The sequence below is a fragment of the Pseudomaricurvus alcaniphilus genome, from assembly GCF_011440395.1.
Classification (GTDB): Bacteria; Pseudomonadota; Gammaproteobacteria; order Pseudomonadales; family Cellvibrionaceae; genus Pseudomaricurvus; species Pseudomaricurvus alcaniphilus.
The window spans coordinates 106,986-132,991 of record NZ_JAAOIX010000011.1; the positions used below are offsets into that span (position 1 = coordinate 106,986).

26 protein-coding genes are annotated in these 26,006 nt (G+C 57.4%); all 26 read right to left on the reverse strand.

Features of this window, described 5'->3' with window-relative positions; genetic code table 11:
- Positions 1–68: 68 nt before the first annotated feature.
- Positions 69–830 (reverse strand): DUF4197 domain-containing protein, encoded by a 762-nt coding sequence (locus G8764_RS18965; RefSeq protein ID WP_166166651.1) that lies wholly within the window; start codon positions 828–830, stop codon positions 69–71.
- Between the two features lie 280 nt (positions 831–1,110).
- Positions 1,111–2,286: a vWA domain-containing protein gene (locus tag G8764_RS18970; protein ID WP_166166654.1), complete on the reverse strand. Its 1,176-nt coding sequence runs from the start codon at positions 2,284–2,286 to the stop codon at positions 1,111–1,113.
- A gap of 67 nt (positions 2,287–2,353) precedes the next feature.
- Positions 2,354–3,199: an AAA family ATPase gene (locus tag G8764_RS18975; RefSeq protein ID WP_166166657.1), complete on the reverse strand. Its 846-nt coding sequence runs from the start codon at positions 3,197–3,199 to the stop codon at positions 2,354–2,356.
- 196 nt (positions 3,200–3,395) lie between these two features.
- The gene (gene bamE, locus G8764_RS18980; RefSeq protein ID WP_166166660.1) at positions 3,396–3,821 is read right to left on the reverse strand and encodes an outer membrane protein assembly factor BamE domain-containing protein; all 426 of its coding nucleotides are present in this window, start codon (positions 3,819–3,821) and stop codon (positions 3,396–3,398) included.
- A complete protein-coding gene (locus tag G8764_RS23005; RefSeq protein ID WP_166166663.1) occupies positions 3,821–4,258 on the reverse strand; it encodes a DUF2802 domain-containing protein in 438 nt (145 codons plus the stop codon). Before G8764_RS23005 ends, bamE begins: the two co-directional genes overlap by 1 nt.
- A 34-nt stretch (positions 4,259–4,292) precedes the next feature.
- On the reverse strand, positions 4,293–4,778 hold the full coding sequence (locus G8764_RS18990; protein WP_166166666.1) for a chemotaxis protein CheW: 486 nt from the start codon (positions 4,776–4,778) through the stop codon (positions 4,293–4,295).
- Positions 4,779–5,046: 268 nt separating this feature from the next.
- Positions 5,047–5,634: a hypothetical protein gene (locus G8764_RS18995; protein WP_166166669.1), complete on the reverse strand. Its 588-nt coding sequence runs from the start codon at positions 5,632–5,634 to the stop codon at positions 5,047–5,049.
- Entirely contained in the window at positions 5,631–6,440 is an 810-nt protein-coding gene (locus G8764_RS19000) for an AAA family ATPase (RefSeq protein ID WP_166166672.1), read from the reverse strand. The genes G8764_RS18995 and G8764_RS19000 overlap by 4 nt, the downstream gene beginning before the upstream one ends.
- A 154-nt stretch (positions 6,441–6,594) precedes the next feature.
- Positions 6,595–7,680: a flagellar motor protein MotD gene (motD, locus tag G8764_RS19005; protein ID WP_166166675.1), complete on the reverse strand. Its 1,086-nt coding sequence runs from the start codon at positions 7,678–7,680 to the stop codon at positions 6,595–6,597.
- 15 nt (positions 7,681–7,695) lie between these two features.
- A complete protein-coding gene (locus tag G8764_RS19010; RefSeq protein ID WP_166166678.1) occupies positions 7,696–8,436 on the reverse strand; it encodes a flagellar motor protein in 741 nt (246 codons plus the stop codon).
- Positions 8,437–8,563: 127 nt separating this feature from the next.
- Entirely contained in the window at positions 8,564–9,574 is a 1,011-nt protein-coding gene (locus G8764_RS19015) for a protein-glutamate methylesterase/protein-glutamine glutaminase (RefSeq protein ID WP_166166681.1), read from the reverse strand.
- Positions 9,575–9,594: 20 nt separating this feature from the next.
- A complete protein-coding gene (locus tag G8764_RS19020; RefSeq protein ID WP_166166684.1) occupies positions 9,595–11,943 on the reverse strand; it encodes a chemotaxis protein CheA in 2,349 nt (782 codons plus the stop codon).
- Positions 11,944–11,963: 20 nt separating this feature from the next.
- Positions 11,964–12,764 (reverse strand): protein phosphatase CheZ, encoded by an 801-nt coding sequence (locus G8764_RS19025; RefSeq protein WP_166166687.1) that lies wholly within the window; start codon positions 12,762–12,764, stop codon positions 11,964–11,966.
- A 24-nt stretch (positions 12,765–12,788) separates the two neighbouring features.
- Positions 12,789–13,175: a chemotaxis response regulator CheY gene (gene cheY / locus G8764_RS19030; RefSeq protein ID WP_166166690.1), complete on the reverse strand. Its 387-nt coding sequence runs from the start codon at positions 13,173–13,175 to the stop codon at positions 12,789–12,791.
- 360 nt (positions 13,176–13,535) lie between these two features.
- Positions 13,536–14,285 (reverse strand): RNA polymerase sigma factor FliA, encoded by a 750-nt coding sequence (locus G8764_RS19035; protein ID WP_166166693.1) that lies wholly within the window; start codon positions 14,283–14,285, stop codon positions 13,536–13,538.
- 30 nt (positions 14,286–14,315) lie between these two features.
- A complete protein-coding gene (locus tag G8764_RS19040) occupies positions 14,316–15,149 on the reverse strand; it encodes a MinD/ParA family protein (RefSeq protein ID WP_166166696.1) in 834 nt (277 codons plus the stop codon).
- Between the two features lie 93 nt (positions 15,150–15,242).
- Positions 15,243–16,811 (reverse strand): flagellar biosynthesis GTPase FlhF, encoded by a 1,569-nt coding sequence (gene flhF, locus G8764_RS19045; RefSeq protein ID WP_166166699.1) that lies wholly within the window; start codon positions 16,809–16,811, stop codon positions 15,243–15,245.
- Positions 16,812–16,940: 129 nt separating this feature from the next.
- Positions 16,941–19,166: a flagellar biosynthesis protein FlhA gene (gene flhA / locus G8764_RS19050; protein ID WP_207951970.1), complete on the reverse strand. Its 2,226-nt coding sequence runs from the start codon at positions 19,164–19,166 to the stop codon at positions 16,941–16,943.
- 791 nt (positions 19,167–19,957) lie between these two features.
- Complete coding sequence (gene flhB / locus G8764_RS19055; protein WP_166166702.1) at positions 19,958–21,094, reverse strand: flagellar biosynthesis protein FlhB; 1,137 nt, start codon at positions 21,092–21,094, stop codon at positions 19,958–19,960.
- Positions 21,094–21,873 (reverse strand): flagellar biosynthetic protein FliR, encoded by a 780-nt coding sequence (fliR, locus tag G8764_RS19060; RefSeq protein WP_166166705.1) that lies wholly within the window; start codon positions 21,871–21,873, stop codon positions 21,094–21,096. The genes flhB and fliR overlap by 1 nt, the downstream gene beginning before the upstream one ends.
- Before the next feature lie 7 nt (positions 21,874–21,880).
- Positions 21,881–22,150: a flagellar biosynthetic protein FliQ gene (locus G8764_RS19065; RefSeq protein ID WP_166166708.1), complete on the reverse strand. Its 270-nt coding sequence runs from the start codon at positions 22,148–22,150 to the stop codon at positions 21,881–21,883.
- Between the two features lie 27 nt (positions 22,151–22,177).
- Positions 22,178–22,876, reverse strand: a complete 699-nt coding sequence (gene fliP, locus G8764_RS19070) for a flagellar type III secretion system pore protein FliP (RefSeq protein WP_166166886.1) — start codon at positions 22,874–22,876, stop codon at positions 22,178–22,180.
- 155 nt (positions 22,877–23,031) lie between these two features.
- Entirely contained in the window at positions 23,032–23,520 is a 489-nt protein-coding gene (gene fliO, locus G8764_RS22355; protein ID WP_207951971.1) for a flagellar biosynthetic protein FliO, read from the reverse strand.
- A 7-nt stretch (positions 23,521–23,527) separates the two neighbouring features.
- On the reverse strand, positions 23,528–23,965 hold the full coding sequence (gene fliN, locus G8764_RS19080; protein ID WP_207951972.1) for a flagellar motor switch protein FliN: 438 nt from the start codon (positions 23,963–23,965) through the stop codon (positions 23,528–23,530).
- Positions 23,962–24,978: a flagellar motor switch protein FliM gene (gene fliM, locus G8764_RS19085; RefSeq protein ID WP_166166711.1), complete on the reverse strand. Its 1,017-nt coding sequence runs from the start codon at positions 24,976–24,978 to the stop codon at positions 23,962–23,964. Before fliM ends, fliN begins: the two co-directional genes overlap by 4 nt.
- A 40-nt stretch (positions 24,979–25,018) precedes the next feature.
- The gene (locus tag G8764_RS19090; RefSeq protein ID WP_166166714.1) at positions 25,019–25,540 is read right to left on the reverse strand and encodes a flagellar basal body-associated FliL family protein; all 522 of its coding nucleotides are present in this window, start codon (positions 25,538–25,540) and stop codon (positions 25,019–25,021) included.
- Positions 25,541–26,006: the final 466 nt, after the last annotated feature.

The following is a 26,006-nucleotide window of genomic DNA, read 5'->3' on the forward strand; positions in this document are numbered from 1 at the left end:
TTAAGCGTCGTTCGCCACCTTTCAGGACGCTGAGAAATTCGCCAGTAACCTGCCCTGCCCCTCAGAAGTTACTTGCCAATGCTGTCAAACACTTTTTGCAGCAGCTCGGTGCTACGTGCAGCGGGATTGGCACGAATCAGTTTTTCTTCTTCTGCCAGTTTGAGAAACAGGCCATCCAGAGCCTTGTCGGTGATGTACTGATCGAGATTGAGCGCCTCCTCGGATAACAGCCCGCTGGACAGTGCCGTGGCTTTGTTCACCAGGTTTTTATAGGCACTGGTAACGCCGGTGGCGGCGGTATTTTGCTGAACAATGGGCAATAACGCGGCCACCAGTTGCTCGTGGGTATGCTGGCGAAAGTAATTTGTGGCTGCATCTTCCGGGCCGTTGAGAAGCGCTTTGGCATCCGCAATATTCATATTGCGGATGGCGTTGGCAAAAATGTTGGCGCCAGCGGGAATGGCTTTTTCCGCTGCCCGATTGATGGTTTCTTCAAAGTTATCGGCCAGTTGTTCCTGCCCCAGCAACTGCAGTACCGGCCGGGTTTTTTCCAGCAGTGCCGGCATTGGAATGCGCACAGTGACATCCTGGAGGTAGCCGCCTTCTTTCCCCAGTTCGTTGATAGCGCGTTCCACGCCCAGCGCCAGGGCCTGTTTGAGGGCATCATTGAAATCGCTGCTACTCAGCTGCACCGGGGCGGCGGCAGCGGACTGTTCACTATTCGAGCCAGCAAAAATTCCTTTGAGGGTATCGAGCCAGCTGGCATTGACCGGCAGTGACGCCAGCCCCAGCGATAAAAACAGGGCAATTCCAGCTTTTTGAAGATTCATAACGGCACCTGCCGGGTTAGGAAGACAGCGATCATCCTAGCAGCTGCCTGCAGAAAAAAGGAAATTTTCTGCACTTGCCAGTAGTGAAAATCCGGAAGCAGAGTTAGCGCGGGTCGAGACCCAAGGCGTCCAACGCTGCGCCGGAAAAAACTGCGAAAAGGTGCAGCGTTTTCCCGCAGTAAAACCTGGCAAGTCGTATAGAAGATGACAACGAACATTGTGAGCCACGCTCAGTGCGGCACGGAAAAAAGCAATCCGAACAAGCTTGGCGCAAACGAACTCACTTGGTCAAAAACTGAATTCCCCTATCGAGGCCATCCAGCGTCAGCGGGTACATATGCCCATCAACAATCTTGCGGGTCAGCTCAATGCTGTGGGTGTGCTGCCAGTAGCGCTGCTCGGTGGGATTGAGCCAGATCACTTTGTTGTAGGTATCCAGCAGGCGCTGCATCCACACCGCCCCGGGCTCTTCGTTCATATACTCCACGCTGCCATATTTATGGGTAATTTCAAACGGCGCCATGGAGGCATCTCCCACAAAAATAACCTTGTAATCGTGGGGATAGGTGTGCAGCACATCGAACAGCGAGGTGATGTCGGTGGAACGACGGCGATTGTCTTTCCACACGTACTCGTAGGGAAAGTTGTGAAAATAAAAATATTCCATGTGCTTGAACTCGGTCTTGCAAGCCGAGAACAACTCTTCACAGACGCGAATATACGGGTCCATTGAGCCGCCCACATCAAAAAACAGCAAAATCTTCACTGCATTGTGGCGCTCGGGCACCATCTTCAGGTCGAGAAAACCGGCATTGTTGGCGGTGGACTTGATGGTATCGTCCAGGTCCAGCTCCTCCGCTGCGCCAGTGCGAGCAAACTTGCGCAGTTTGCGCAGGGCCATCTTGATATTGCGGGTGCCAAGTTCCACATCGTCGGCGAGGTTCTTGAATTCGCGCTTTTCCCAAACCTTGGCCGCCGATTTATTGCGGCTCTCGCCTCCCACTCGTATGCCCATAGGGTTGTAACCGCTGTTGCCAAACGGTGAAGTGCCACCGGTGCCGATCCACTTATTGCCCCCCTGGTGCCGTTTTTTCTGCTCTTCCAGGCGCTTGTTGAATTCCTCGATCAATTTTTCCAGCCCGCCAAGGGATTCAATTTTGGCCTTTTCTTCGTCGCTGAGGTTTTTCATAAACTCAGCCCGCGTCCACTCGTCCGGTATCAGCGCCTCGACAATTCCCTCGAGGCTCTCGAGGCCCTTGAAGTAGGCGCCAAAGGCGCGGTCAAACTTGTCGAAATACTTTTCATCCTTGATCAGGCAGGTTCTGGACAGCAGGTAGAAATCATCGATACTGCCAAAGGCGAGCTGCTTTTCCATAGCTTCCAGCAGCACCAGCAACTCGTTCAGGGACACCGGTACCGCAGCGGTACGCAACGCGTAGAAAAAATTAACCAGCATCAATTACTCCTGTTGGTCTTGCGGGCCACCGGGCTTTGGTGTTCTGTTTGGGATTACCAAAAGCCGCTTACTTGCCTTGCCGCCGGGTCATAAACGCCAACCGCTCCAGCAAATGCACGTCCTGTTCGTTTTTCAACAGCGCGCCGTACAGTGGCGGTATCGCCTGGCGACTGTCGCCATTTTGCAAGACTTCATCGGGGATATCGTCCGCCATCAGCAGCTTCAGCCAGTCCACCAGCTCCGATGTGGATGGTTTCTTCTTGATGCCGGGTACCTTGCGCACATCGAAGAAAATATCCAGCGCCTGGCGCACCAGGTCGGCTTTGATATCAGGGTAGTGAACCTTGATGATCTCTTTCATGGTTTCCCGCTCGGGGAAGGTGATGTAGTGGAAGAAGCAACGGCGCAGGAAGGCGTCGGGCAACTCCTTCTCGTTGTTGCTGGTAATAATCACAATCGGCCGCTGTTTGGCCTTGATCACCTGGTTGGTCTCGTAGACGTAAAACTCCATCTTGTCGAGCTCAACCAGCAGGTCGTTGGGAAACTCGATATCGGCTTTGTCCACCTCGTCAATCAGCAGCACCACTTGCTCGTCAGACTCGAAAGCCTCCCACAGCTTACCTTTTTTCAGGTAATTGGCGATGTCATTGACTTTCTCGTTGCCGAGCTGGGAGTCGCGCAGGCGCGATACCGCATCGTACTCGTACAGGCCCTGCTGTGCTTTGGTAGTAGATTTGATGTGCCACTGGATCAGGCGCTTGCCCATGGATTGCGCCACTTGCTCGGCCAACATGGTCTTGCCGGTGCCGGGTTCACCCTTTACCAGCAGTGGCCGCTGCAGAATTACAGCGGCGTTGACCGCCATGCTCAGATCATCGGTGGCTACGTAGCTATCAGTACCTTCAAACTTCATCAATTTACCCTCAGTTCCAACTGCCGGGCAGTTTAACACAACGAATTGGCGCTGGCGGGCCCCGGAGAGGGGCGGAAGGGTAAACAAATGTTAGGACATTGCGCTCGAAAGCGGCCCCTGAGCCGGCGCTAAACAGCGAGCGACGGGGGGTAGCGCTGAGCGCGGGTGCTGGTTCTGCGTGGTCTTGCCGGGGGCTTTAGTCTTCCGTGACAAGCGCCTGGGGATGCAGGTCGTTGTACCAGGTTTTATCCACCGTATCGTCCGCCGCGAAGCGGACATAGAAAGAACGCTGGTGTGTCTGCTGGCCGCGATAGCTAAACAGGAACAGCAGGCGCACGCGCTTGTTTTGCTGCTGGTCAAAGTGATAGGTGTAGGTTGTCTGGCCATCCTTCCAGGTTTCCGTATCCGGTGGTCCGAGACTGGCGAGAACTTCGGCCCGACTGGTCTTGCCGGTCGTGATACGGTCGAGCCGGGTTTTATCCAGCGACACCCCGCCCTGCTGGTATTGACTCTGGTTGCTAACCTCCAGCACCTGGCAAGCGGACAATGCTGTCGCCAGCAGGATAATTGTCAGGGTCATACCCAGGCCGGATACAGTGCCGCCGCGCTTAATCCGTCCCATCAGGCAGCCGTTGCGCGACTGACTTGGGAGTGCATCAGCTTCATTAGCGCCGCTTCAGCCCGGGATATGCCACAGCGCCGAGCCACCTCATCCGGCGCTACACCTGCGGTCAGCAGCGAGGCGGCATCTTGCAGGCTCTCATCCATTGGTGCGGCCTGGCTGGCTCGGGCCTCAGTGGTTTCCGGCGCGACCGCCAGGGTGGGAATCTCGTTGTCCTGCAGTTGGCGCTCCAAATGCAATAACTTGCGCCCCATACCCATGGAACTGCTGTTGATCAACTGCATGCCCTGCTCCAGTTGCTCCTGCAACGCAGCGCCCAGGCGCGCCTGTTTGCGCCCCCGCGCCAAACCCGCCAGCGCCAGCAAATTGGCCAACAGACTCAGTCCAAACGCCAGAGCCACGCCGATCTCAACCCAGCTGTACTCTAAAATCCACACCCCACACCTCCGCTCATTTGTTTGGGTCAGCCCTTTAGAGACTTTCCATCTCCGACCACTCAGCGCCACTGAGCAACTTGTTCAAGTCCACCAGGATCATCAGCTCATCGTTCTTGTGGCAAACACCCTGAATAAATTTCGCGCTGTCGTCACTGCCCACATTAGGGGTTGCTTCGATTTCCGATTCGCGCAGATAAACCACTTCGGAGACACTGTCCACCAGAATCCCCACCACGTGTTGCTCAGCTTCGATAATGACGATGCGCGTTTGCTCGGTAACTTCGCCTTCCGGCAACCCAAAGCGCTGGCGCGTATCCAGTACAGTGACCACGTTACCACGCAGATTGATGATACCGAGCACGTAGGTCGGTGCCCCGGGCACCGGGGCAATTTCCGTGTAGCGCAACACTTCCTGCACTTGCATCACGTTGATGCCGTAGGTCTCGCCCGCCAGACGAAAGGTCACCCACTGCAAAACCGGGTCGTCTTTAGCGCTGGCCTGGGTGTTAGTGCTTACCATAAGTCTGTTCCTTAAAATCTTCAGCGCCGGCTCTATTGCACTGAGCTCCGCCCGCCGCCCTGACTTTATCCCCCCGGCAAACCGGAGCGAGGCGTCAAAAATCCAGCGATACTGGCTACTGTTTACTGTATGTGCAGCATCCGTGCCATTATCTTTGCAGGTCGATGCTACAGGCTGTAGTTGTGGGTCGTAGTTGTGGGTCGTAGTTGTGGGTCGTAGTTGTGTGTTGTAGTTGCAAACTTTAGGTGCAGGCAGTTATTGCAATCAACTACTGACTTGGCTTCCCGCCCGATGACTGAGCCGAAGTTTCGCACTCCAGCATCCGCCCCATGGCGGAAATGTCCAGCAACGCACAGCCAGGCTTTTTGGCGACGCCCGCCAACCAGGGCCGCAGGCCGCGATCTGTGCGCCAATTGACGCCGCCCGGTTCGATGCTGAGCGGTTGCTCCACCGCGCAGGCCAGCAGCCCCCAGGGCAGGCCTCTAACCGCAATCACATGGCGAGCACTGTGGAGAAAATCGTCACTGTAGTGTGCTGGCATCACCAGCCGGGCCGTATTGAGCACGGCAATGCCCGCCGTTTGCCCGGCCTTCAGCTGTAGAAACCACCCCCCCTGCCCCGCCTGCGGGATTAAATCCCCGACCAGCGGCTGAACCTGATCCAGGGCCGACAGGGATACCGCCAGGGTCAACCCTGACACCTCGAACGGCAACACCTCGAAGCGCTGTTGTGCCCAATGGGGGCGGCCGTTTGCCAGCCAGTCGCCCGCCGCAGCAGGCGCGGGTTGGGTCAGCAGCTGGTCAAAATAATCTTGCAATACCGCCAGTGGCGGCGAATCCGGGGTTATATCGGTCACGGCAACGCCCTGGCCACGGGCGCCACTTCGGGCGCGGTGTTGTGCACCAACAGCCACTTGAGCAGCGAGCGGTAGGCCTCTACCCCGCGCCCATCGGGTTGGTACAAGCCCGGCGGCACACCGGCCTTACTGGCATCGCGCAGGCGCGTATCCACCGGAATCTTGCCCGGCCAAACCCCTTCACTGTAACTGTTGCGAATGACCCGCAAGCTGCTGACTGAGGCCTGGGTGCGACGATCAAACATGGTCGGGACGATACTGTAGGCCAGCGCCTGGCGTCGGGATTTACCCATCATGGCCAGGGTCTGGGTCATACGCTCCAACCCTTTCAGGGCCAGGAATTCAGTCTGCACCGGAATCACCAACTGCTGGCAGGCGGCCAGGGCGTTGATCATCAACACTCCGAGCGTGGGCGGACAATCGACTATGGCCAGGTCGTAATCCGGCGCCACCAGTTGCAGGGCGCGACTGAGGACCAGCCCCATACCGTCGCGGCTAATGGCCTCCCGCTCCAGGGTCGCCAGTGCCAGCGATGCGACCAGGATCTCCAGTCGCTCGAAACCGGCTGGCTGGATACACCTGCGCACCAGCTCCCGGGACAGCTGGCGACGCTGCTGAAACAGGGTAAAGCTGCCCTTGCCGGTGCCGCTGGGGTCGAATTTGAGATAGCTGCTGAGGGAGCCGTGCGGATCCAGGTCCACCAATAGTACCCGCTTGCCCTGCTCGGCACACAGACCCGCGAGTGCAATGGCGGTAGTGGTTTTACCGACTCCGCCTTTTTGATTGGCTACAGTCCAGACCAGCACAACCCGGTCTCCTTATTACCACCAACAACCAGCCTATCAATCCAGCAGCTCACGACTCCAGCGCCTCTCCTGTCCACAACTGTCAATTCTATGGCTCCAACGCCTATGGATTTTGCAGCAACGCAAAGCACGTACCATCCTCACTCAAGACCGTTCAATTGCGAGGCAAGTCCGGATCCGAGCTGAACAATAATCCGCCGCCTTGGGTTTCAACCGGAGTTATCTCACCCACCGGTGCCAGCCGCTCAGCCGCTGGCAACCGCTCGGCCGCACTGCCCCCTGCGCCGACTGCTTCTCCTGCCGAGCCAGGGCCAGCTGCTGGCCCCGCCCCTTCACTGCTCAACAACTCCGCCAGGGCCCCCTCGTCCGCCCCCAGTGACGTGCCCGACAGCCCCGGTTGCGGATAGGGTTGGCTCGCCTGTACCGCCGGCGGCTCCACTGCGCGGCTGATCTCCGCCTCGGTTTGCACGTTGGGGCGCTCGACTTTTTCCCGGGCAATCATCAGCACCACTCGCCGGTTGGCCGCCCGGCCCTCAACGGTAGCGTTGTCCGCCACCGGCCGGTATTCACCATAGCCCACCGCAGCGAGCCGCTCGGGGGCGATACCGCCCTCCACCAGCAGCTTCACCGCCGCTGTCGCCCGCGCGGCTGACAATTCCCAGTTACTGGGGTACCTGGTATTGTTGATCGGCACGTTATCGGTAAAGCCTTCCACCTGTACCGGGTTGTCGAATTTTCCCAGCAGGGCGGCAATGTCGGCAAAGATGGAGCGCGCCTGCAGGGTTGGGGTCGCCTCCGCGCTGTCAAACAGCACGCTGGATTTCAATTCCACTTCCAGCCACAACTCGTTGCTGTGCAGCTGCAGTAATTCATCGTCCAGCAGGTCGGCAAACTCCTGTTCGAACAGGTCCGACAACTGCGGCAGGTCCGCGGTTTTATCAAAGGCGCCGTCGCCTTGCATGGTGTGATCGGCGTCGAACTCACCGCCGCTGTCGATGACACTGGGTACTGAGGCGAGACTCGGATTGCCGATGCTGATGGGGTCAAGCTTGAGCGCCGGCATCACTTTGGTAAAGGTGCCCGACAAGGTCTCGGACAGCACCCGGTACTTGCTTTCATTGACCTGGGAAATGGAATACATCACTACGAAAAAGGCAAACAAAAGGGTGATAAAGTCGGAATAGGAGATCAGCCAACGCTCGTGGTTTACGCTTACTTCTATCGGTCGACGTCTAGGCATGTTGCAACCCGGGCCTCAGCGCAAATAGCCATCGAGTTTCATTTCGATAGTGCGGGGGTTTTCGCCTTCGGCGATGGCGATAATGCCCTCGATCATTAACTCCCGGTACTGGGATTGATCGAGAATACAGGTCTTGATCTTGTTGGCCACCGGCAACAGGAACAGGTTGGCTAACGCCACCCCGTAAATGGTGGCGACAAAGGCAACCGCAATACCCGGCCCCAGCTCGCTGGGGTCGGCCAGGTTGCGCATCACGTGAATCAACCCCATAACAGCGCCGATAATACCGATGGTCGGTGAATAGCCGCCCATGGACTCATAGAATTTGGCGGCGTCCAGGTCGCGCTGTTCGCCGACGATCATATCGGTCTCCAGCACCCGTCGGATGGCCTCCGATTCGCTGCCATCGACCAGCAGCTGCAGACCTTTGCGAGCGAAGCCGTCCGGTTCTTTCTCGGCCATATTCTCCAGCCCCAGCAAGCCCTCCTTGCGCGCCGCTACCGCCCAGCGCACCAGCCGCTGCAACCCCTGCTCAAATTGCGGCCGCGGCGGGTTGAACACCCAGGGGAAAATCGCCAGCGCCCGCTTCAATTGCACCATGGGGGTTTGCAGCATGGCAGCACCCAGGGTGCCGCCCAATACAATCAGCGCCGCCGGCCCATTCACCAGCGCCTGCCAACTGCCACCTTCAATAAAGTTGCCGCCAATAAGGGCGGCAAAACCGACTATCACACCGAGCAGACTGAGGATATCCATCTAGCGTAGTGCCTCGCAAAACGTGTTCATTCAGTGGCCCTCAAAATTGTCACCACAAGTGGTTCGGCACGCGGACGTATTTCGCCGGGAATGTCGGCTACCTTTGCCAAAAATACAAGGCACTACACTACAACTCCCGCGCCAGGGTAGCGCCAATATCACTGAGACTCAGCACCCGGTCAGTCAGCCCGGCCCGGGCTACTGCCATCGGCATGCCATCGACCACACAACTGGCCTGGTCCTGACTCCAGACAAAGCCGCCGTTCTGCTTGATCAGGCGAGCTCCCTCGCAGCCATCCGACCCCATGCCGGTCAACACCACCGCCAACACCTGGTCGGCAAAGGCATTGGCCGCCGAGCCAAAGGTGATATCCAGCGACGGCCGGTAATTAACCCGCTCGTCACCAGGGAGAATTCGGACCCGGCCAAGGCGGTCGAGCATTAATTGCTTGCCGCCCGGGGCCAGCAGTGCCGTGCCTGCCACCAGGATGTCGCCATCCTGCGCCTCTCGCACCCGCACGCGGGCCGTGGCATCGAGGCGCTCGGCAAACGGCCGGGTAAAGTTTTCCGGCATATGCTGCACCAGTACGATCGGCAGCGGAAAGTTCTCCGGCAGCTGCGCCAGCACTTCGCTCAAGGCCACCGGCCCACCGGTAGAAGCGCCGAGCAGCAACAGCTTGACCCGGTCCCGCAACAGCGCCGGTTGAATCGCCCTTGCCGGGGCTACTGGCGCCCGAACCTGTCGTGCACAGATGGTCATAATGCGGTCGTGCAGGGTTTGCTTCAGGGTCGGTGCATGGGCGGAAGCTTCAGCAAAATCCTTGGTCAGGAAGTCCACTGCGCCGGCATCGAGGGCATCGAGGGTAATACGCGCGCCCTCATAAGTAAGGGATGAGAACATCAGGATCGGAGTAGGTTGTTCGGCCATGATTTGGCGCACCGCACTGACCCCGTCCATAACCGGCATCTCGTAATCCATGGTGATGACATCAGGGCGCAGGTTTTTTGTCATCGCCACCGCCTCGCGACCATTCGCCGCAACCCCGACCACATTCAAGTCGGCGCACTCGTCCAGCATCTCCCGCAGGCGCCGCTGAAAAAAGGGGGAGTCATCAACTACCAGCACGTTTATTGGCATGGAAAATCCGTCGTCATGGCTCAGCTGTGCCCGGTATAGCGTTGCAGGAGGCCCGGTACATCCAGTATCAGGGCAATGGTACCGTCACCAGTGATGGTGGCACCGGACATTCCCGGCGTTCCCTGCAGCAAGCTGCCCAGCGGCTTGATCACCACTTCCTCCTGGCCAATCAGTTGGTCGACCACCAGGCCCACATCGCGAGTCCCCACAGACACCACAACCACATGGGCGTCCGCCGGCACTGCGGCATTGGCGGCACCTTTCACCAGCCAACGCTTGAGGTGGAAAATGGGAATCGCCTTGTCGCGCACGGTCATGCACTCCTGGCCGTCCACCGTATGGGTCTTGGCCAAATTCATGTGGAAGATTTCATTGACACTGACCAGGGGCAAGGCAAAGACCTGAGCCTCGAGCACAATCATCAAAGTGGGCATTATCGCCAGGGTCAGGGGCAATTTGATGTTAATGCGGGTGCCCTCTCCCGGCACGGAATCAATTTCGATAGCGCCGTTCAGCTGCGCAATCCGGGTTTTCACAACGTCCATGCCGACACCGCGACCGGAGACGTCGGAAACTTCCTTGCGGGTGGAAAAGCCCGGCGCAAAAATCAGGGAAAACGCGTCCGTGTCCGAGAGCCTGGCCACGCTGTCGGCGTCCATAATGCCCTTCTCTACTGCAATAGCGCGCAGCTTTTGCGGGTCCATACCGCCACCGTCATCGCTGATGGAGAGCATTATATGGTCGCCCTCCTGTACCGCCGCCAGCACGATGCGACCGGTGCGCGGCTTGCCTATGGACTCCCGCAGCCCAGGCAGTTCAATGCCGTGGTCCACCGCATTGCGCACCAGGTGCACCAGCGGGTCGGCCAGTGCCTCCACCAGGTTTTTATCGAGGTCGGTATCCTCACCGTGCATTTCCAGCACAATTTCTTTCTGCAGGTTGCGGGCAATATCGCGAACCACCCGCGGAAAACGTCCGAACACCTTGCGAATGGGTTGCATCCGGGTCTTCATCACCGAAGTCTGCAAGTCGGCGGTGACCACATCCAGGTGCGCTACCGCTTTGGCCAGCGCCTCATTTTCCGCCTCGCCGCCGAGGCGCACCAGGCGGTTGCGTACCAGCACCAGCTCACCCACCATATTCATAATGTCATCGAGACGCTGGGTATCGACCCGCACCGAGGTGTCGGCTGCGGCGGCGTCGCGAGAGACAGCGGCTGACGATTTGCCAAGGCTACCGGGATGCGCGGCGATCATGGGACCAGAGGCTGTAGCCTGGGAGTGTTGCGCTGGCCCAGGGGGTTGAGTTGGCGACGACCTTGCTGGCGCCGACGCAGCAAGCGGCGCGGCTGCTGCGGCCGAGTCAGCTGTACCTGAGCCGGCAGTGGCCGCTGAATTCTGGCGACCTGGCCCCTGCCCCTTGCCGTGCAACTGATCCAGTAGCTGTTCAAACTCATCTTCGCTGATAACGTCGTCCGCAGCGCTCACTATTGCAGCCGGCTGGGCAATTGCGCTGGGTTTTGTTTCGGCCCCGGGAGCCCGGCCCTTGCCGTGCAACTGATCCAGCAGCGAGTCAAACTCGGCGTCGGTAATCTCGGCTGCGGCGGGTGACACTGGCTCCGGTGAAGGTTTCTCTGCCGCCGCAAGCGGTGCCGCAGGAGGGGATTTTTTTGACGTCGGCCCTCTACCCTGGCCGTGCAATTGGTCAAGCAGGGCATCAAACTCGAGGTCACAGAGATCGCCACTGGAAGCCGAGCTGTCCGTCTCCGGATCGGATTCTGGCGCCGCGTCCAGTGCGGCCATTGTGGCAGTGGCCGCGACGGAAACCGGTTCGGAACCGGCGCTGATGGCATCGAGCAGTTGCTCGAACTCGGCATCGGTAATCTCGCCGCTGCCCTGTCCAGCTCCCAGCGTCGAGACCGCCGCGGCCAATGGCACGCTGTTAGCTCCGCGCACTGGTGGTGCAATGGCTCCGTCGTTCGCGCCGTCGATAAACTGTGCCAGTGTGGCCAGTAATTGCGCCGGTGCCGCCTCTGCTTCCTGCCGCCGGGACACCTGCTCAAACTGGGCGTTAATCGCATCCAGGGCCTGCAACACGGTATCGATCAGTTCAGCAGTAACCGCTTGTTTGCCGTTGCGCAAAATATCAAACAGGTTTTCGGTGGCGTGACAGCACTCCACCATGGCGTGCAGTTGCAGGAAGCCGGCGCCGCCCTTGACCGTATGAAAGCCGCGAAAAATAGCGTTCAACAGTTCGGTGTCGGCGGGACGCTGCTCCAATTCCACCAGTTGTTCCGATAACGTCTCGAGGATTTCCCCAGCCTCGACCAGAAAGTCCTGCAGGATATCATCGTCGTCAGCAATCCCCATTCACAACCCCTCTCACCGGATCAGAAACCGAGGCTGGACAGCAGGTCGTCGACTTCATCCTGGCCGGAGACAACGTCATTGCGTTCTTTGGAATGAATTTGAGGCCCCTCAGCTTTGACATTACCGGTTTCTTTCCTGTGCTTAACCGGGTTATCGGCCAGCGCTACCAAACCTGTAATTTCCTCCACACTGCCGGCGATACTCACCAGCTCCACCAGGTTTTCCTCCACCTCTACCATCAGGCCAATAACGCGCTTCAGCACTTGCCCGGAGAGATCCTGGTAACCCTGTTCGAGAATTATTTGCTGAAAATTTTCGTTGAGGCGGGTACTGCCGGTTTGGGTATCGGCAAAAAACTCCAGCGCCTGCCGATACACCTGGCGGAATTCGTCCGCCGTCATCTCGCGTTTTTGCAAGCGCAGCCATTCCTGTTGCAACATAGCGGCCCGCTGGCTAAGGTCCGCCGCTATGGGCGCCGAAGCTTCCACCTTATCCATGGTTTTATCCGCCGCAGCCCGGGTCATCTCGATAACGTAATTGAGGCGTTCAGAGGCGTCGCGCATATCTGAATTTGTCGCTGCGACAGGTTCAGAGCCCGGCCCCGCATCGACGTGAAAATTAACAATGGCGTCATGCAAGGCCCGGGTCAACTTGCCCACCGCAGTAAAGATGTTGCGGTCGCGAACCTCTACCAGCCGTTCAATCAGCAGCGATGCACCGACAATGTCGTCGCTGTTCAGTTTTTGCGACAGTTGCTTGGCACAATCCTGCAGCTCATGCATGAACTCCTGATTATTGTGTAATTGGGGATTTGTCGCCATTGACCAGTCCTGTTGAAATGATTATTAACCTTCAACCCGATCGAAAATCTTATCGATCTTTTCTTTCAGTACCGCCGCGGTAAACGGTTTCACTACGTAGCCGTTCACGCCGGCCTGGGCGGCTTCGATAATCTGGTCCCGCTTCGCCTCAGCGGTGACCATCAGCACCGGCAGGCCTGACAAACGCTGATCCGCCCGCACCGCTTTCAACAGCTCGATACCGCTCATTGCCGGCATATTCCAGTCAGTGACCAGAAAATCAAAATCATTGGACTTGAGCATGGGCAGCGCGGTGGCGCCATCGTCCGCCTCCTGGATATTGGTAAACCCCAGATCCCGCAATAAATTCTTTATGATCCGGCGCATGGTCGCAAAATCATCAACCACCAGGATCTTTATATTTTTATCCAAAGCTACCTCCCTCTCCGAAGCTTGAGATATACATAATTACGAACCTCGGTAATATTTTGAGGTTCAAGCGGCATTAACCCCACTGGCATGGGCAGGGCTAAATCGCCATTAAAACTGCAACACTGAAGGCGCCGCAGCGAGGGCCCAAATTGCTGCCCGTACGGACGAGTGAACTGAGTTCACTGTCTGCGGCGACTCTATCAACGTGAATTAAAAGAAATTTACTACCAGTCTAGTAGCAGTTTTGTCGCTAGCCAGTTTTTAGCCGGAAAACAAGAAAAAAAGGCGACCTATCAATAGGTTGCCATAAGTTATAAATGTAGTTTCGAGATTCAGGACAGGCCGGCAGCCAACTATAGATCAGCCGTCTTCGGCCTGCCAGTCTGCCAGCCGCGCGCGCAATCTCAGGGCCGCCTGGGAATGGATCTGGCTGACCCTCGATTCACTTACCCCGATGATCTCCCCAATTTCTTTCAGGTTGAGCTCTTCGTCGTAATACAGCGCCAACACCAGCCGTTCACGCTCGGGCAAATCGGTAATGGCCTGTACCAATGCCTCCTTCAGGGCCCCCTTCTGGAATTCCTCCTGGGGTGGGCGAAAGGCAATACTGGTGCTGGAATCCTCCAGCCCGGCGTCCTCATCGCCAAAATTTTCTTCGAAGCTAAACAGGCGGCTGGAGGCCGAGTCGTTAAGCATATTGTGGTATTCATCGATCTCCACACCCAGTTCGGTGGCGATCTCCATGTCGCTGGCACCGCGGCCACTGCGCGCTTCCACCTGCGCTATGGCATTGCTGACCCGGCGCGCATTGCGATGCACCGAACGGGGCACCCAGTCGCCGCGTCGCATTTCATCGATAATGGCGCCGCGAATCCGAATCCCGGCGTAGGTTTCAAAACTGGCACCCAGCGACATATCGTATTTTTGTGCCGCCTCCAGCAAGCCGATCATGCCCGCCTGGATAAGGTCTTCTACCTGCACCGAGGCCGGCATGCGCATCATCATATGGTGGGCAATGCGCTTCACCAGCGGCGCGTACTCCTCCACCTGGACGGCGGTGAGGCTTCTCTGGGTGTCGCCGTACATGGCTAGACGATCTGCAGCTGGCATGTTGAAAGTCTCATCTTCATGGCCTGTACTTTAACCGCCAACCCGGGCGGCCTCCGTATGCAATAAACGTTCAACAAAAAACTCCAGGTGGCCGCGAGCCGCCATTGGCAGGGGCCACTGGTCGACCTTGCCGGCGAGGTTGCGAAGCGCTACACCCGCCTTGCTGGTGGGAGCATACTCCAATAGCGCCTTTTGCTTTTGCACCGCCTTGCGCACATTTTCGTCAAACGGCACATTGCCGACGTACTGCAGGGTTACGTCCAGAAAACGCTCGCAGACACCGTTAAGTTTGTTAAACAGGTTTTGCCCTTCCTGCTGGGTGCGGGTCATATTGGCCAGCACCCGAAAACGGAACATGCCATATTCCCGGTTCAGCAGTTTGATCAGGGCATAGGCATCGGTAATGGAAGACGGCTCGTCACACACCACCACCAGTACTTCGTTGGCAGCCCGCACAAAGCTCACTACCGTATCGGAAATCCCCGCGGCGGTATCGACTACCAGCACGTCCACCTGGTCACTCAAGCTACTGAAAGCGTTGATCAGGGCGGCGTGCTCCTGGGGGCCGAGCACAGCCATCTGCTGCACACCCGAGGACGCGGGTACCACTTTGATACCCGCGGGGCCCGGTAACAGCACATCGTTGAGGTCACAACTTCCTGCCAGTACATCCGTCAGGTTGCGGTCGGCTTTCAATCCCAGCAGTACGTCAATGTTGGCCAGTCCCAAATCGGCATCCAGCAATACCACACGCCGTCGCAGTTGGGCCAGGGCAATACTCAGGTTGACCGAAACATTGGTCTTGCCGACACCACCCTTGCCGCCGGTTACGGCAATTACTTGTACCGGTCGTGTGGAACTCATTTGATTCCGTACTCCTTTCTCCCTGTCTCGGCGTTCGCGAGCCAGGGGGTTATTTTGTTACAGATGACCATCAACATTTGAGTATAGCTGCTCTCAGGAAGATGAGGAGGAAGATAGTGGTGCCAGGCTGCCCATGCCCGATTTCATCAGGCTGATTGCGCTGGCCACCAGCTTGTGGCCCTTGGCCACCGCCAGGTCCTGGGGGATTTCCTGGCCGTTGGTGCTGTAGTAAACCGTCAGGCCGTGCTCCATCACCACACTCAAAGCCTCACCCAAACTCGCCGTTTCGTCCAGTTTGGTGAGGACACAGCCATACAGGCCGGGGCTCTGGTGGGCGTGAATGCTGGCCTTCAACATTTGCAACTGGGAGTTGCTGGCCATCACCAGCATGGTTTTCAAGTCCGGCACTGAAGCAAGGATATCCAGCTGCTCTTTCAGCTGCCCGTCGCCCTGGCGGAAGCCGGCGGTGTCGACCAACACCAGTGGACAGCCGCGCAAGGTGCGCAAGACATAGGGTAAATCCTGATTGTCATCCACCACCTTGACCTGCACATTGAGGATGCGCCCGAGGGAGCGCAGCTGATCGTGGGCGGCAATGCGGTAGGTATCGGTGGTCACCAGAGTCACATTCTGGGAGCCGTGCTCGAGTACATAGCGTGCCGCCAGCTTGGCGATGGTGGTGGTTTTTCCGACCCCGGTGGGGCCGACAAAAGCGTACATGCCGCCTTCCATCACCGGGTCCAGGCTGGAGGCCGGCACTTTTTGCGCGAGAATGGCCTGGGCGTTGGACCAGGCCTCTTGCATGGTGCTGCAGTTGGATACACCGGCCACAATCCGGGCGGCGATACTGTCGACAAAGCCCATGTGTTGCAGGCGTCGCATCAGGCCGGTGTGCAGAGTGGAACCCTGCTGGGGAGTTTGGCTCATGCGCGAAAGTTGTTCTTCCAGCAGCAGGCGCATATCCGCCAACTCTGACTGCAGCGCTTGCAGCTGTGCCTGCTGCTCACGGCTCTCCCGTGCCTGTTGCTCGCGATCTTCATGGCGCTGCTCTTGCTGACGCTGATCCTGTTGACGCCGCTCTTGCTGGCGCTGCTGCTCGCGATCATTGCTGAAGTCGCGGTCGTGCCGCTGCGCCAGATCTGTAGCAGCCGACGGGGCAGCCACAGGCCTGAGGTTCGCCTGTTGCTCCAGGGGGCGGCCAGCGGCAACAGACTGCTGTAATTCTTCCCGTTTGCGCGCCGCGATCATCTTCTCCCGCGCTCGCTCCATTTCCGCCGCCAATTCCGCCGGCGTCTTGCCCGAGGCTTGGCCGCGGGGCTCAGCGTCGGCAGCGATGCGATTCGGGTCGGCAAAGCCGGCTATTGGCGCCACCCCGGCATCTGCCCCGCTGCGCTGCAAAGCCGTGTGCTGGGTCAACGTCTGGTCCACCAGTGCTTGCTGGCGCCAGGCATCATCGCTGTCCATAGGCACTTCCAGCCCGCTGATGGGCTGGTTGGCAGCAGTGACCTGCTGTGGTTGCGGCTCTGCCTGCAGGCTGGTGAGTATTTCAACGCCCTGCTTGACCCGGCGACTGGACAGAATGATTGCCTCAGGCCCCATCTCCTGCCGCACCAGCTCCAGCGCACGGCGCATATCCGCCGCCACGAAACGTTTTACAGACATAACAAATCCTCCAACCCGCGGCACACCGCCCTGGTTCGGTTTACCCTGAAAAATGGCAACCCGGCTATTTCTTTTACGACTTCTGTAACGACGCCAGCACTAAAATTTTTCAAACTCTTTAACCCTGCCTTAACTCTGGACACTGACTGACGCCTCAACGGTTATCTGCTTGTTATCCGGTATTTCGGTGTAAGCCAGCACATGCATATCCGGCAAACTAAAGCGCACAAATTTCGACATCAGGTTCCTGATCGGTGCCGCCACCAGCAATATGGCCGGCTTGCCTTTCACCTCCTGCTTCTGGGCCGCCTCGATCAACGAGTACTGCAGCTTCTCCGCCAACGTGGGCTCCAGGAAGCTGGCCTCAGCGCCAGTTTTTTGTGCCTGTTGCAGGGTCTGCAGCAATAATTGTTCCAGTCCGGCCTCCAGGGTGATAACAGGCACCTCCTGCGCCTGTCCCACGATACTCTGGACGATCTGGCGTGCCAGCGCCGCCCGCGCCACCGCGATAAGAGCGTCAGTATCTTGACTCTTGGGGGCAGCCGCCAAAGCTTCGGCGATGGTACGCATATCCCGCACCGGCACCTTTTCCAGCAACAATCCTTGCAGAATCTTTAACAGCAGATTGAGAGTGACAGCGCCCGGCACCAGCTCCTCCACCAGTTTGGGGGAACTCTCTTCCAGTTTGTCGAGCAGCTTTTGCACTTCTTCATGCCCCAGCAGTTCACTGCAGTGCTTCTGCAAGATCTGGTTGATGTGGGTCGCTACCACAGTACTGGCGTCAACCACGGTATAGCCCAGGGTTTGCGCCTTGTCTTTCTTGTCCCGCTCGATCCATACCGCCTCCAGGCCAAAGGCCGGATCGGTGGTCGCGACCCCATCGAGGCTACCGAACACCTGGCCGGGGTTAATGGCCAGCTCCTTTTCCGGATAGACTTCCGCCTCGGCGAGGGTAACTCCCATCAGGCTGATGCGATAACCATTGGGCACCAGGTCGAGGTTGTCGCGGATATGAATGGAGGGAATCAGGAAGCCCAGTTCCTGGGACAGTTTTTTCCGCACTCCCTTGATACGACTCAACAATTCACCGCCCTGGGTTTTGTCCACCATGGGTATGAGCCGATAGCCGACTTCCAGCCCGACCACATCCACCGGTTGCACGTCATCCCAACCCACATCGGCAATTTCCACCGGGCTGGGTCGCTCGGCATCAACAGTAACCCCCTGCTGGCCCCGTGGCGGCGGGGCGGCCACCGGCACCAGCCCCGAACCCGCCGGTGCTCGCGCTGCCGCCGGAGCTGGCTGGAGCTGGGCCTGTTCATTCTGGTGTTTGCGATAGTAGAGATACAGCGCCATGCCCGCCGCAACCACCGCCAGGCTCAGAAACGACACGTGGGGCATGCCGGGCACGGCGCCCATAATAAACAGTACAATTGCAGCTACACCCAGCGCCTTGGGTGAGTCAAACATCTGCCGCATAATCTGGTTGCGCATATCTTCCGAGCTATTGACCCGGGTAACCATGATCGCTGCCGAAGTGGACAGCAACAGCGACGGAATCTGCGCCACCAGGCCGTCACCGATGGTGAGCAAAATATACTTCTCCAAGGCGTCCTGGAATTCCAGCTCGTGCTGCACCATACCCACCAGCAGTCCGCCGATAATATTCAGCACCAGGATCAAAATACCGGCGATGGCGTCGCCGCGCACAAACTTGCTGGCACCGTCCATGGCACCGTAAAAGTCCGCTTCAGAGGCCACATCCTCGCGCCGCGTGCGGGCCTCATCCTGGTCGATAAGGCCGGCATTCAAGTCGGCGTCGATGGCCATTTGCTTGCCCGGCATGGCATCCAGGGTAAAACGCGCGCTGACTTCCGAGATACGGCCAGCACCCTTGGTAACCACTACAAAGTTAATAATCATCAGGATGATAAAAATGATGATACCCACAGCGTAGTTACCGCCGATCACCACTTCGCCAAACGCCTGGATCACCTTGCCGGCAGCGTCGCCGCCCTCGTGCCCTTCCAGCAACACCACCCGGGTCGAAGCGACATTAAGCGCCAGGCGCAGCAATGTGGCCACCAGCAAAATAGTGGGAAACACCGCGAAATCCAGCGGCCGCAAGGTATAGACACCCACCAATAGCACCACAATAGAGAGGGCAATATTGAAGGAGAAAAACAGGTCCAGCAGAAAGGGTGGCAGCGGCAGCGTCATCATGCCGAGCAGCATCAACAGCAGCAGCGGCACACCGAGATTACCCTGACCGACACTGCGCACGTGGTTCAGCGCCGTCTTGCGATCGATTCCTGCGGCAAATTGTCGAAATTCAGACAGTGATTGGGACGGCATAGGGTTACGGATTCTTGACGGTTTAGGTAGACATAAGCGTCTATCGCAAGAAGCGTACCTATTCTGCAGGCCTCGATAAAATTGTTAGCTTGAGTGGCTGTTTTGCAGGTTATAGCGGTGAAAGTATGTTCTTGGTTTGGTTTGGTTTGGTGCTGGTGTGTCTGCTTAGGAGATGCTGGCAGATTAACGATTCAGGACTCGCCGTGAATACGTCCATGTAGGCTCGAGTGCGGCATCCATGCCGCACACGGTCCTGTATCATTAATCTGCCAGCCTCTCCCCCCACCTCCCTGCCAACTGGGAGAATTTAAAATGTGGTCCGCAACACCCACTCGCACCAACTCATTGTTGCAGGGAGCTGTTGAAAGTTCGCCAACAACTTTATAAATCCAACTGTGCTCGCCACAGCGAAAAGTTAAAAAAAGAATGCTCTAAAACCACCAGATGGCAAAAATGCTCGGTGAGAGTCCGGTGGATGGAGGTTGCGGGACTCACTCACACCAACTCATTGTTGCGGGGTGCTGTTGAAAGTTCGCCAGCAACTTTATAAATCCAACTGTGCTCGCCACAGCGATAAGCTAATAAAGAAATTTTCTTTAAATCTACCAGACGGCGAAAATGTTCGGTGAGAGTCCGGTGGATGGAGGTTGCGGGACCGTGTGCGGCATGGATGCCGCACTCGAGCCTACACGGACGTATTCACGGCGAGTCCCGCAAGCTTCGTCCACCGGACTCTCTTACCCCACACTCCAACACAGCAACACTCCAATAGCCTCCGCAACAAACAAACATCACACATCAAACTGCATATCCTTGGGCACCTTGATCTTACGAGGATAAGGCGGCCGCTCGCCCTTGCCACGGCGGTAATTGCGCAACTGGAAGACGTAAGCCAGCACCTGGGCCACCGCCATATACAAACCGGCGGGAATCTCCTGATCCACCTCTGTGGTGTGGTAGATGGCCCGCGCCAACACCGGTGACTCCATAATCTGGATATCGTTGGCCTTCGCCACCTCACGAATTTTAAGGGCGAAAAAGTCCGCTCCCTTGGCTACCACAATTGGCGTATTCATATTGTCAGGATCGTACTTGACCGCCACAGAAAAGTGGGTCGGGTTGGTGATCACCACATCCGCTTCTGGCACCGCCGCCAATTGCCGGTTGTTGGCCATCTCCCGCTGCAACTGGCGAATGCGGCCCTTGACCTCCGGCTTGCCCTCGCTGTCTTTCATTTCATCCTTGATGTCCTGGCGCGACATCTTCAGCTTGCGCGAGTTATCCCAAATCTGGAACGGCACATCCAGCAACACGATAAACATCGTAATTGCTGCGAGGGCAATGGCCGCCCAACCGGCAATCAGCATCGAATCCACGATCGCCGGTTTCACCGCCTGGCGGGCGAGATCGAGCATATCTTGCTGCATCATTTTTAGCAGCACAATGGCGAGACTGAGAATCAGGATCACCTTGCCCAGGGCCTTGACCAGCTCCATCAAAGCCTTGACCCCGAACATGCGTTTCAGGCCTTCCATCGGGTTCATACGACTGGCCTTGGGCGCCATGGCCTTGGTGCTCCAGAGCCAGCCGCCCAGGGCGATGGGGCCGAGAATAGACACCACCACCAGAATCACAAACAGCGGCACCAGCGACCAGAGTGCGTCGCCGAAAGAGTGGGTTAAATGGCGAATCATATAGGAGGGATCGAACATCGCCTCCCGCTCCAGCACGAAGTTAAAGCGAATGATGTCCAGCAAGCGCTGCGACATATAGGGACCCAGGGTAAACAGGCCGATTGTACCGCCGAGCAGGATGGCTGAAGTGGTCAGTTCCCGCGACCGGGGAACCTGCCCGTCCTCACGGGCCTTGTCGATGCGTTTCTGGGTGGGCTCTTCTGTTTTTTCCTGACTGCTGTCTTCTTCGGCCATTATGGCATCCTCAGGAAATTGCTGAGGGCAGCAAAGCCCTCGCCCATATACAATTCATAGCTGGGTAAAAAACTGCTCATGCTGAACCAGATCAAGACCAGGCCGAAAATCAGGGTGATGGGAAAACCGACCGCAAACACGTTCATTTGCGGCGCCGCCCGGCTCATCACACCAAAGGCGATATTGACCACCAGCAGTGACGTCAATACCGGCATGGCCACCAGCAGCGCGCGGCTAAACAGCCAGCTGCCACTGTTTGCCACCGCCAGGAAAACTTCAATGTGCAAGCCCTGCTCGGAAATCGGTATGGTGATAAAGCTTTCCACAATCAGGCGGATCACCAGCAAATGGCCGTTGAGGCTGAGAAACAACAAGGTTGCCAGAATCAGGTAGTACTGCGATACCACCGTGACGTTGACGCCGTTGGCCGGATCGTTCATGGAGGCAAAACCAAGGCCCATTTTCATGGCCATAAACTGCCCGGCCAGGACGAAGATTTGAAACAGCACCTGCAAGAAAAAGCCGATGGTGAGGCCAATCAGCACTTGCTGGACAATAATCACCAGGCTCTGCATGGACAGGGGCGGCACACTGGGCAGGGGTGGCAACAACGGCACCACCACCAGGGTGATAAAAAACGCCAGCACCACCCTGACCCGCGCCGTGACCACCCGGGTGCCGATAATTGGCATGGCCATCAGCAGGCCCGATATGCGGAACAGCGGCCACAGATAGCGACCGACAAATTCCGTTATTTGGGTATCGGTCAGGTAAAACACGACTCAGCTAACCGATGAGCTGCGGGATGCGGCTGATCAGGCCGATAAACAGATCCATAAATTGCTGCAGCAGCCAGGCACCGGCAAACATAATGGTGCCCAGGGTAATCAACAGGCGCGGCAAAAAACTCAGGGTCTGCTCGTTAATCTGGGTGGCGGCCTGGAACATACTCACCAGGAGACCCACCGCCAAACTGGGGCCAACAATCAGCGCCACCATGGTTACGGTCAGGTAGAACGCCGCACCCAGCAAGTCCATTACTACTTCCGGTGTCATAATCGCCCCGCTATATTGATCGTGTCGCTATCCATAACTGGCCGCCAGCGTACCAATAATGAGGCCCCAGCCGTCGACCAGCACAAACAGCATAATTTTAAAGGGCAGGGAAATAATCAGTGGCGACAACATCATCATTCCCATAGCCATGAGTACACTGGCCACCACGATATCAATTACCAGGAAGGGAATAAAAATAATAAAGCCGATTTGAAACGCTGTTTTCAGCTCCGACATCACAAACGCCGGCACCAGGATATTCATCGGTACCGACTCGGGGTCGGGGATATCCCGGCGGTCGGCGATCTCCATAAACAAGCCGATATCGGTCTCCCGGGTTTGCGCCAACATAAAACTGTGAAACGGCTTGATGGCGGCATCGAAGGCGTCCCGGGCGTTCATTTGCTCGGCTATATAAGGCTGCAGCGCCTGTTCGTTTACCCGTTCAAACACGGGCGCCATAATAAAAAACGTCAAAAACAGAGTGAGACCAATCAGTATCTGGTTGGATGGCGATTGCTGTAAACCCAAAGCCTGGCGCAAAATCGCGAAGACGATAATGATGCGGGTAAACGAAGTCATCATCATCAACAGCGCCGGCAACAGCGACAGCGCCGTCATTATCGCCAGGATTTGCAGGGTAACCGTATAATCCTGGCTGCCATCGGCATTGGTCTGCACGGTCACAGCGGGCAACCCGGGAATACCTTTGATGGCTGCGGGCATACTGGCCTGGCTGGCGGCTGCGGGATCGGCCACTTGCGCCAGCGCCGCCGCCGGCGACCACAGGGCCGCGACCAGCAGGCACAGCAGCAAACCGGTACGGAGCGGGCAAATGGCGGCGATTGTTGCGCCCAACCTGGAGCTCAATGACCGGATCATCAATTTTTTTCCGACCGATTCGGCATCATGGCTTTGAGCTTGGCGGCAAAGTCTCCGGGCGCTGGTGTTTCCCGGGGGCTGATCACCGGCTCAGCGAAGGTGTGCAGGGTATTAATGGAATTGGGCGTGATACCCAGCAGCAACTGCTGGTCGCCCACCTGGATCAAGGCAACTTTCTCCCGCGTGCCCAGCGACAAGCTGGCAAGAATCTTCATACTCTGGTGGGCACCACCGAGGCCGCCCTGCCCCACGCGCCGGAGCAGCCAGCCCATCGCGACAATCAACCCGAGCACCACCAGCAAGCCGATCAGCACCTGGGCCAGGTAGGCACCCTGGGCCGGCACGGCCGAGCTGGCCGTGGCCGCGGCTTTGGCAGCGGACTCGGCTTTGGCAGCGGACTCGGCCCAGGCCAGTGTCGGGATCAAACCCGATACCGCGATCAAAACCGGTAGCGCCTGGGGCATGGCAGCTCTTGTGGGCAAAGACATAGCGTATTTACCGCAAGCGCTTGATGCGTTCCGACGGACTGATGACGTCGGTCATGCGAATACCGAACTTCTCATTGACCACCACCACTTCACCGTGGGCGATCAAGGTGCCGTTGACCAGCACGTCCAGCGGTTCACCGGCGAGCCGGTCCAGTTCGATCACCGAGCCCTGGTTTAACTGCAGCAGGTTGCGAATACTGATGGAGGTGGCACCCACTTCCATGGATATTTTTACCGGAATATCCAGGATCACATCCAGGTCCGGATTCGTCTTCGCGTTTTTTGATCCTTCGTCTATCAATTCATCCAGCTCCACAGGGTTGGCAGACGGCGACTTGCGCGCCCCGCCCTCTTTTTTTGATTCTTCCAGCGCCGCGGACCACTCTTCAGCTAATGCGTCCTGATCGGTTTTGCTGTCTTTGTCCAGTTGCATATCGTCACTCATTTTTTAGCTTCCTCCGCCTTGGGCTTGAACGACACCGACTTGTTCTGCACCGAGCTGCGATCAATAACCTCTTTCACTTTAAAGGCGAGGTTATCGTTTGACTGGCCCAACTGGATGCGAAACATGGGGATTTTGTTGGCCGTTACCACCTGCAGCTCCGGCATTTCAATCGGCACCACATCGCCGACTTTCAGGTCGGCTACATCGCGCAGGGTAATTTCCCGGCTGGCAATTTCACATTCAAGGTCGACCTTGGCTTCCATAATGTCATTGCGCAAAGCCGATACCCAGCGGTCATCGCGATCGTCGGAATCGGATTGCAAGCCGGAATCCAGGATTTCCCGCATGGGTTCAATCATCGAATAGGGCATGGTGATGTGCAGGTCGCCACCACCGCCATCCAGCTCCACATGAAACGTGCTGACCACCACCACTTCACTGGGGCTGACAATATTCGCCATGGACGGATTGACTTCGGAATGAACAAACTCGAAATCAATTGGCAACACCGGCCGCCAGGCTTCCTTTAAATCCACAAAAGCCCGGTCCAGCACCATCTGCACGACCCGCAGCTCAGTGGGGGTAAACTCCCGGCCTTCAATTTTGGCGTAGCGGCCATCGCCACCAAAAAAGTTATCCACCAGTTTGAATACCAGCTTGGCATCCAGGATAAACAGAGCAGTGCCGCGCAGCGGCCGAAATTTGACCAGGTTGAGGCTGGTAGGCACGTACAGGGTGTGCACATACTCGCCAAACTTTTGAATCTGGACACCGCCCACCGACACATCGGCGGCGCGTCGTAACAGATTGAACATGCTGACCCGGGTATAGCGCGCAAAACGCTCGTTGATCATTTCCAGAGTCGGCATGCGACCGCGAACAATGCGGTCCTGGCTGGTCAGGTCGTAACCGTTGATCGAGCCGGGACTGGCATCGCTTTCGGTTTCTATATCGCCGTCATCAACCCCGTGTAACAGCGCATCGATTTCATCCTGGGATAACAGATCCTGCATATTATTGCCCCGTCCTGTGAGCCGGCCGCTGCCCGGTCACTTATTGCATCACCAAATTGGTAAACAGCAGTTGCTCTACCCCGGGTTCACCAATTTCCTGCTCCAGCAGGCGCTGCACTTCCGCCAGCGCTTGCTGGCGCAGCAGCTCCTTGCCCTCGGCGGTTTGCAGTTCGGTGTAATCCTGGGCGCTGAACAACATCAGCAAGCCGTGTTGCAGCATCATGCTGTGCTCTTCAATGGCCGTTACCACTTTGAAATCGCGCACCAGCAGACTCACTTCCGCCTGCAAAAAGCGCTGCTTACCGCGGGCATTGAAGTTGACAATGATGGTGGGTTTGAGGGGGAAATAGATAGCGGAGGATTTGGCTTTGGCCGCCGGTTCTGCCACTGCGGCTTCCGGCGCGGCAGCGGCATCCCCTGCCCCCTGGTCGCCACCGAGGAATTTGGTCGCCAGCAGTGTGCCGCCCACGGATGCACCGATCAGCACCAGGGCGATAACAACAATGAGAATGAGTTTCTTTTTACCACCGGACCCGGCGGCCTGTTCGTCTGCTTCTGCCATGTCAAAAAACCGTCTATCAATGAATAAAGTGGATGTGAGCAAGAGCCATGCCAGTAACTCAACAGGCTCCTGCCGTGGGGCGGCGCGAACAGCCAGCGTTTAAGCCCTGAAGCTCTGCAGCCCTTACGCCCTTAAGCCCTTACGCATTGATAGTAGACGGTTTTATGACAAACGCCGGTTCTGGACCGGAGTTCAGCGCAGATATGCTGGCGTATACGAATGCGGATGTGGTCCGCAAGTCAGCGCTCCTGGAACCCGGGCGCCAAGAGCTTGGCGGCCCGGAATTGCAGACTTGGTTGTTGCGCTGATTGTTGCGCTGGTTGTTGCGCTGATTGTTGCGCTGGTTGTTGAGCTGGTTGTTGAGCCGGTTGATTAACCAGCAAACAACCCAGGTTTGAGCGCAGTCTTGCCGGGCAAATACACGCCCGGCAAGGGTTACTTGAATGACAGGCCGCCACTAGCAACA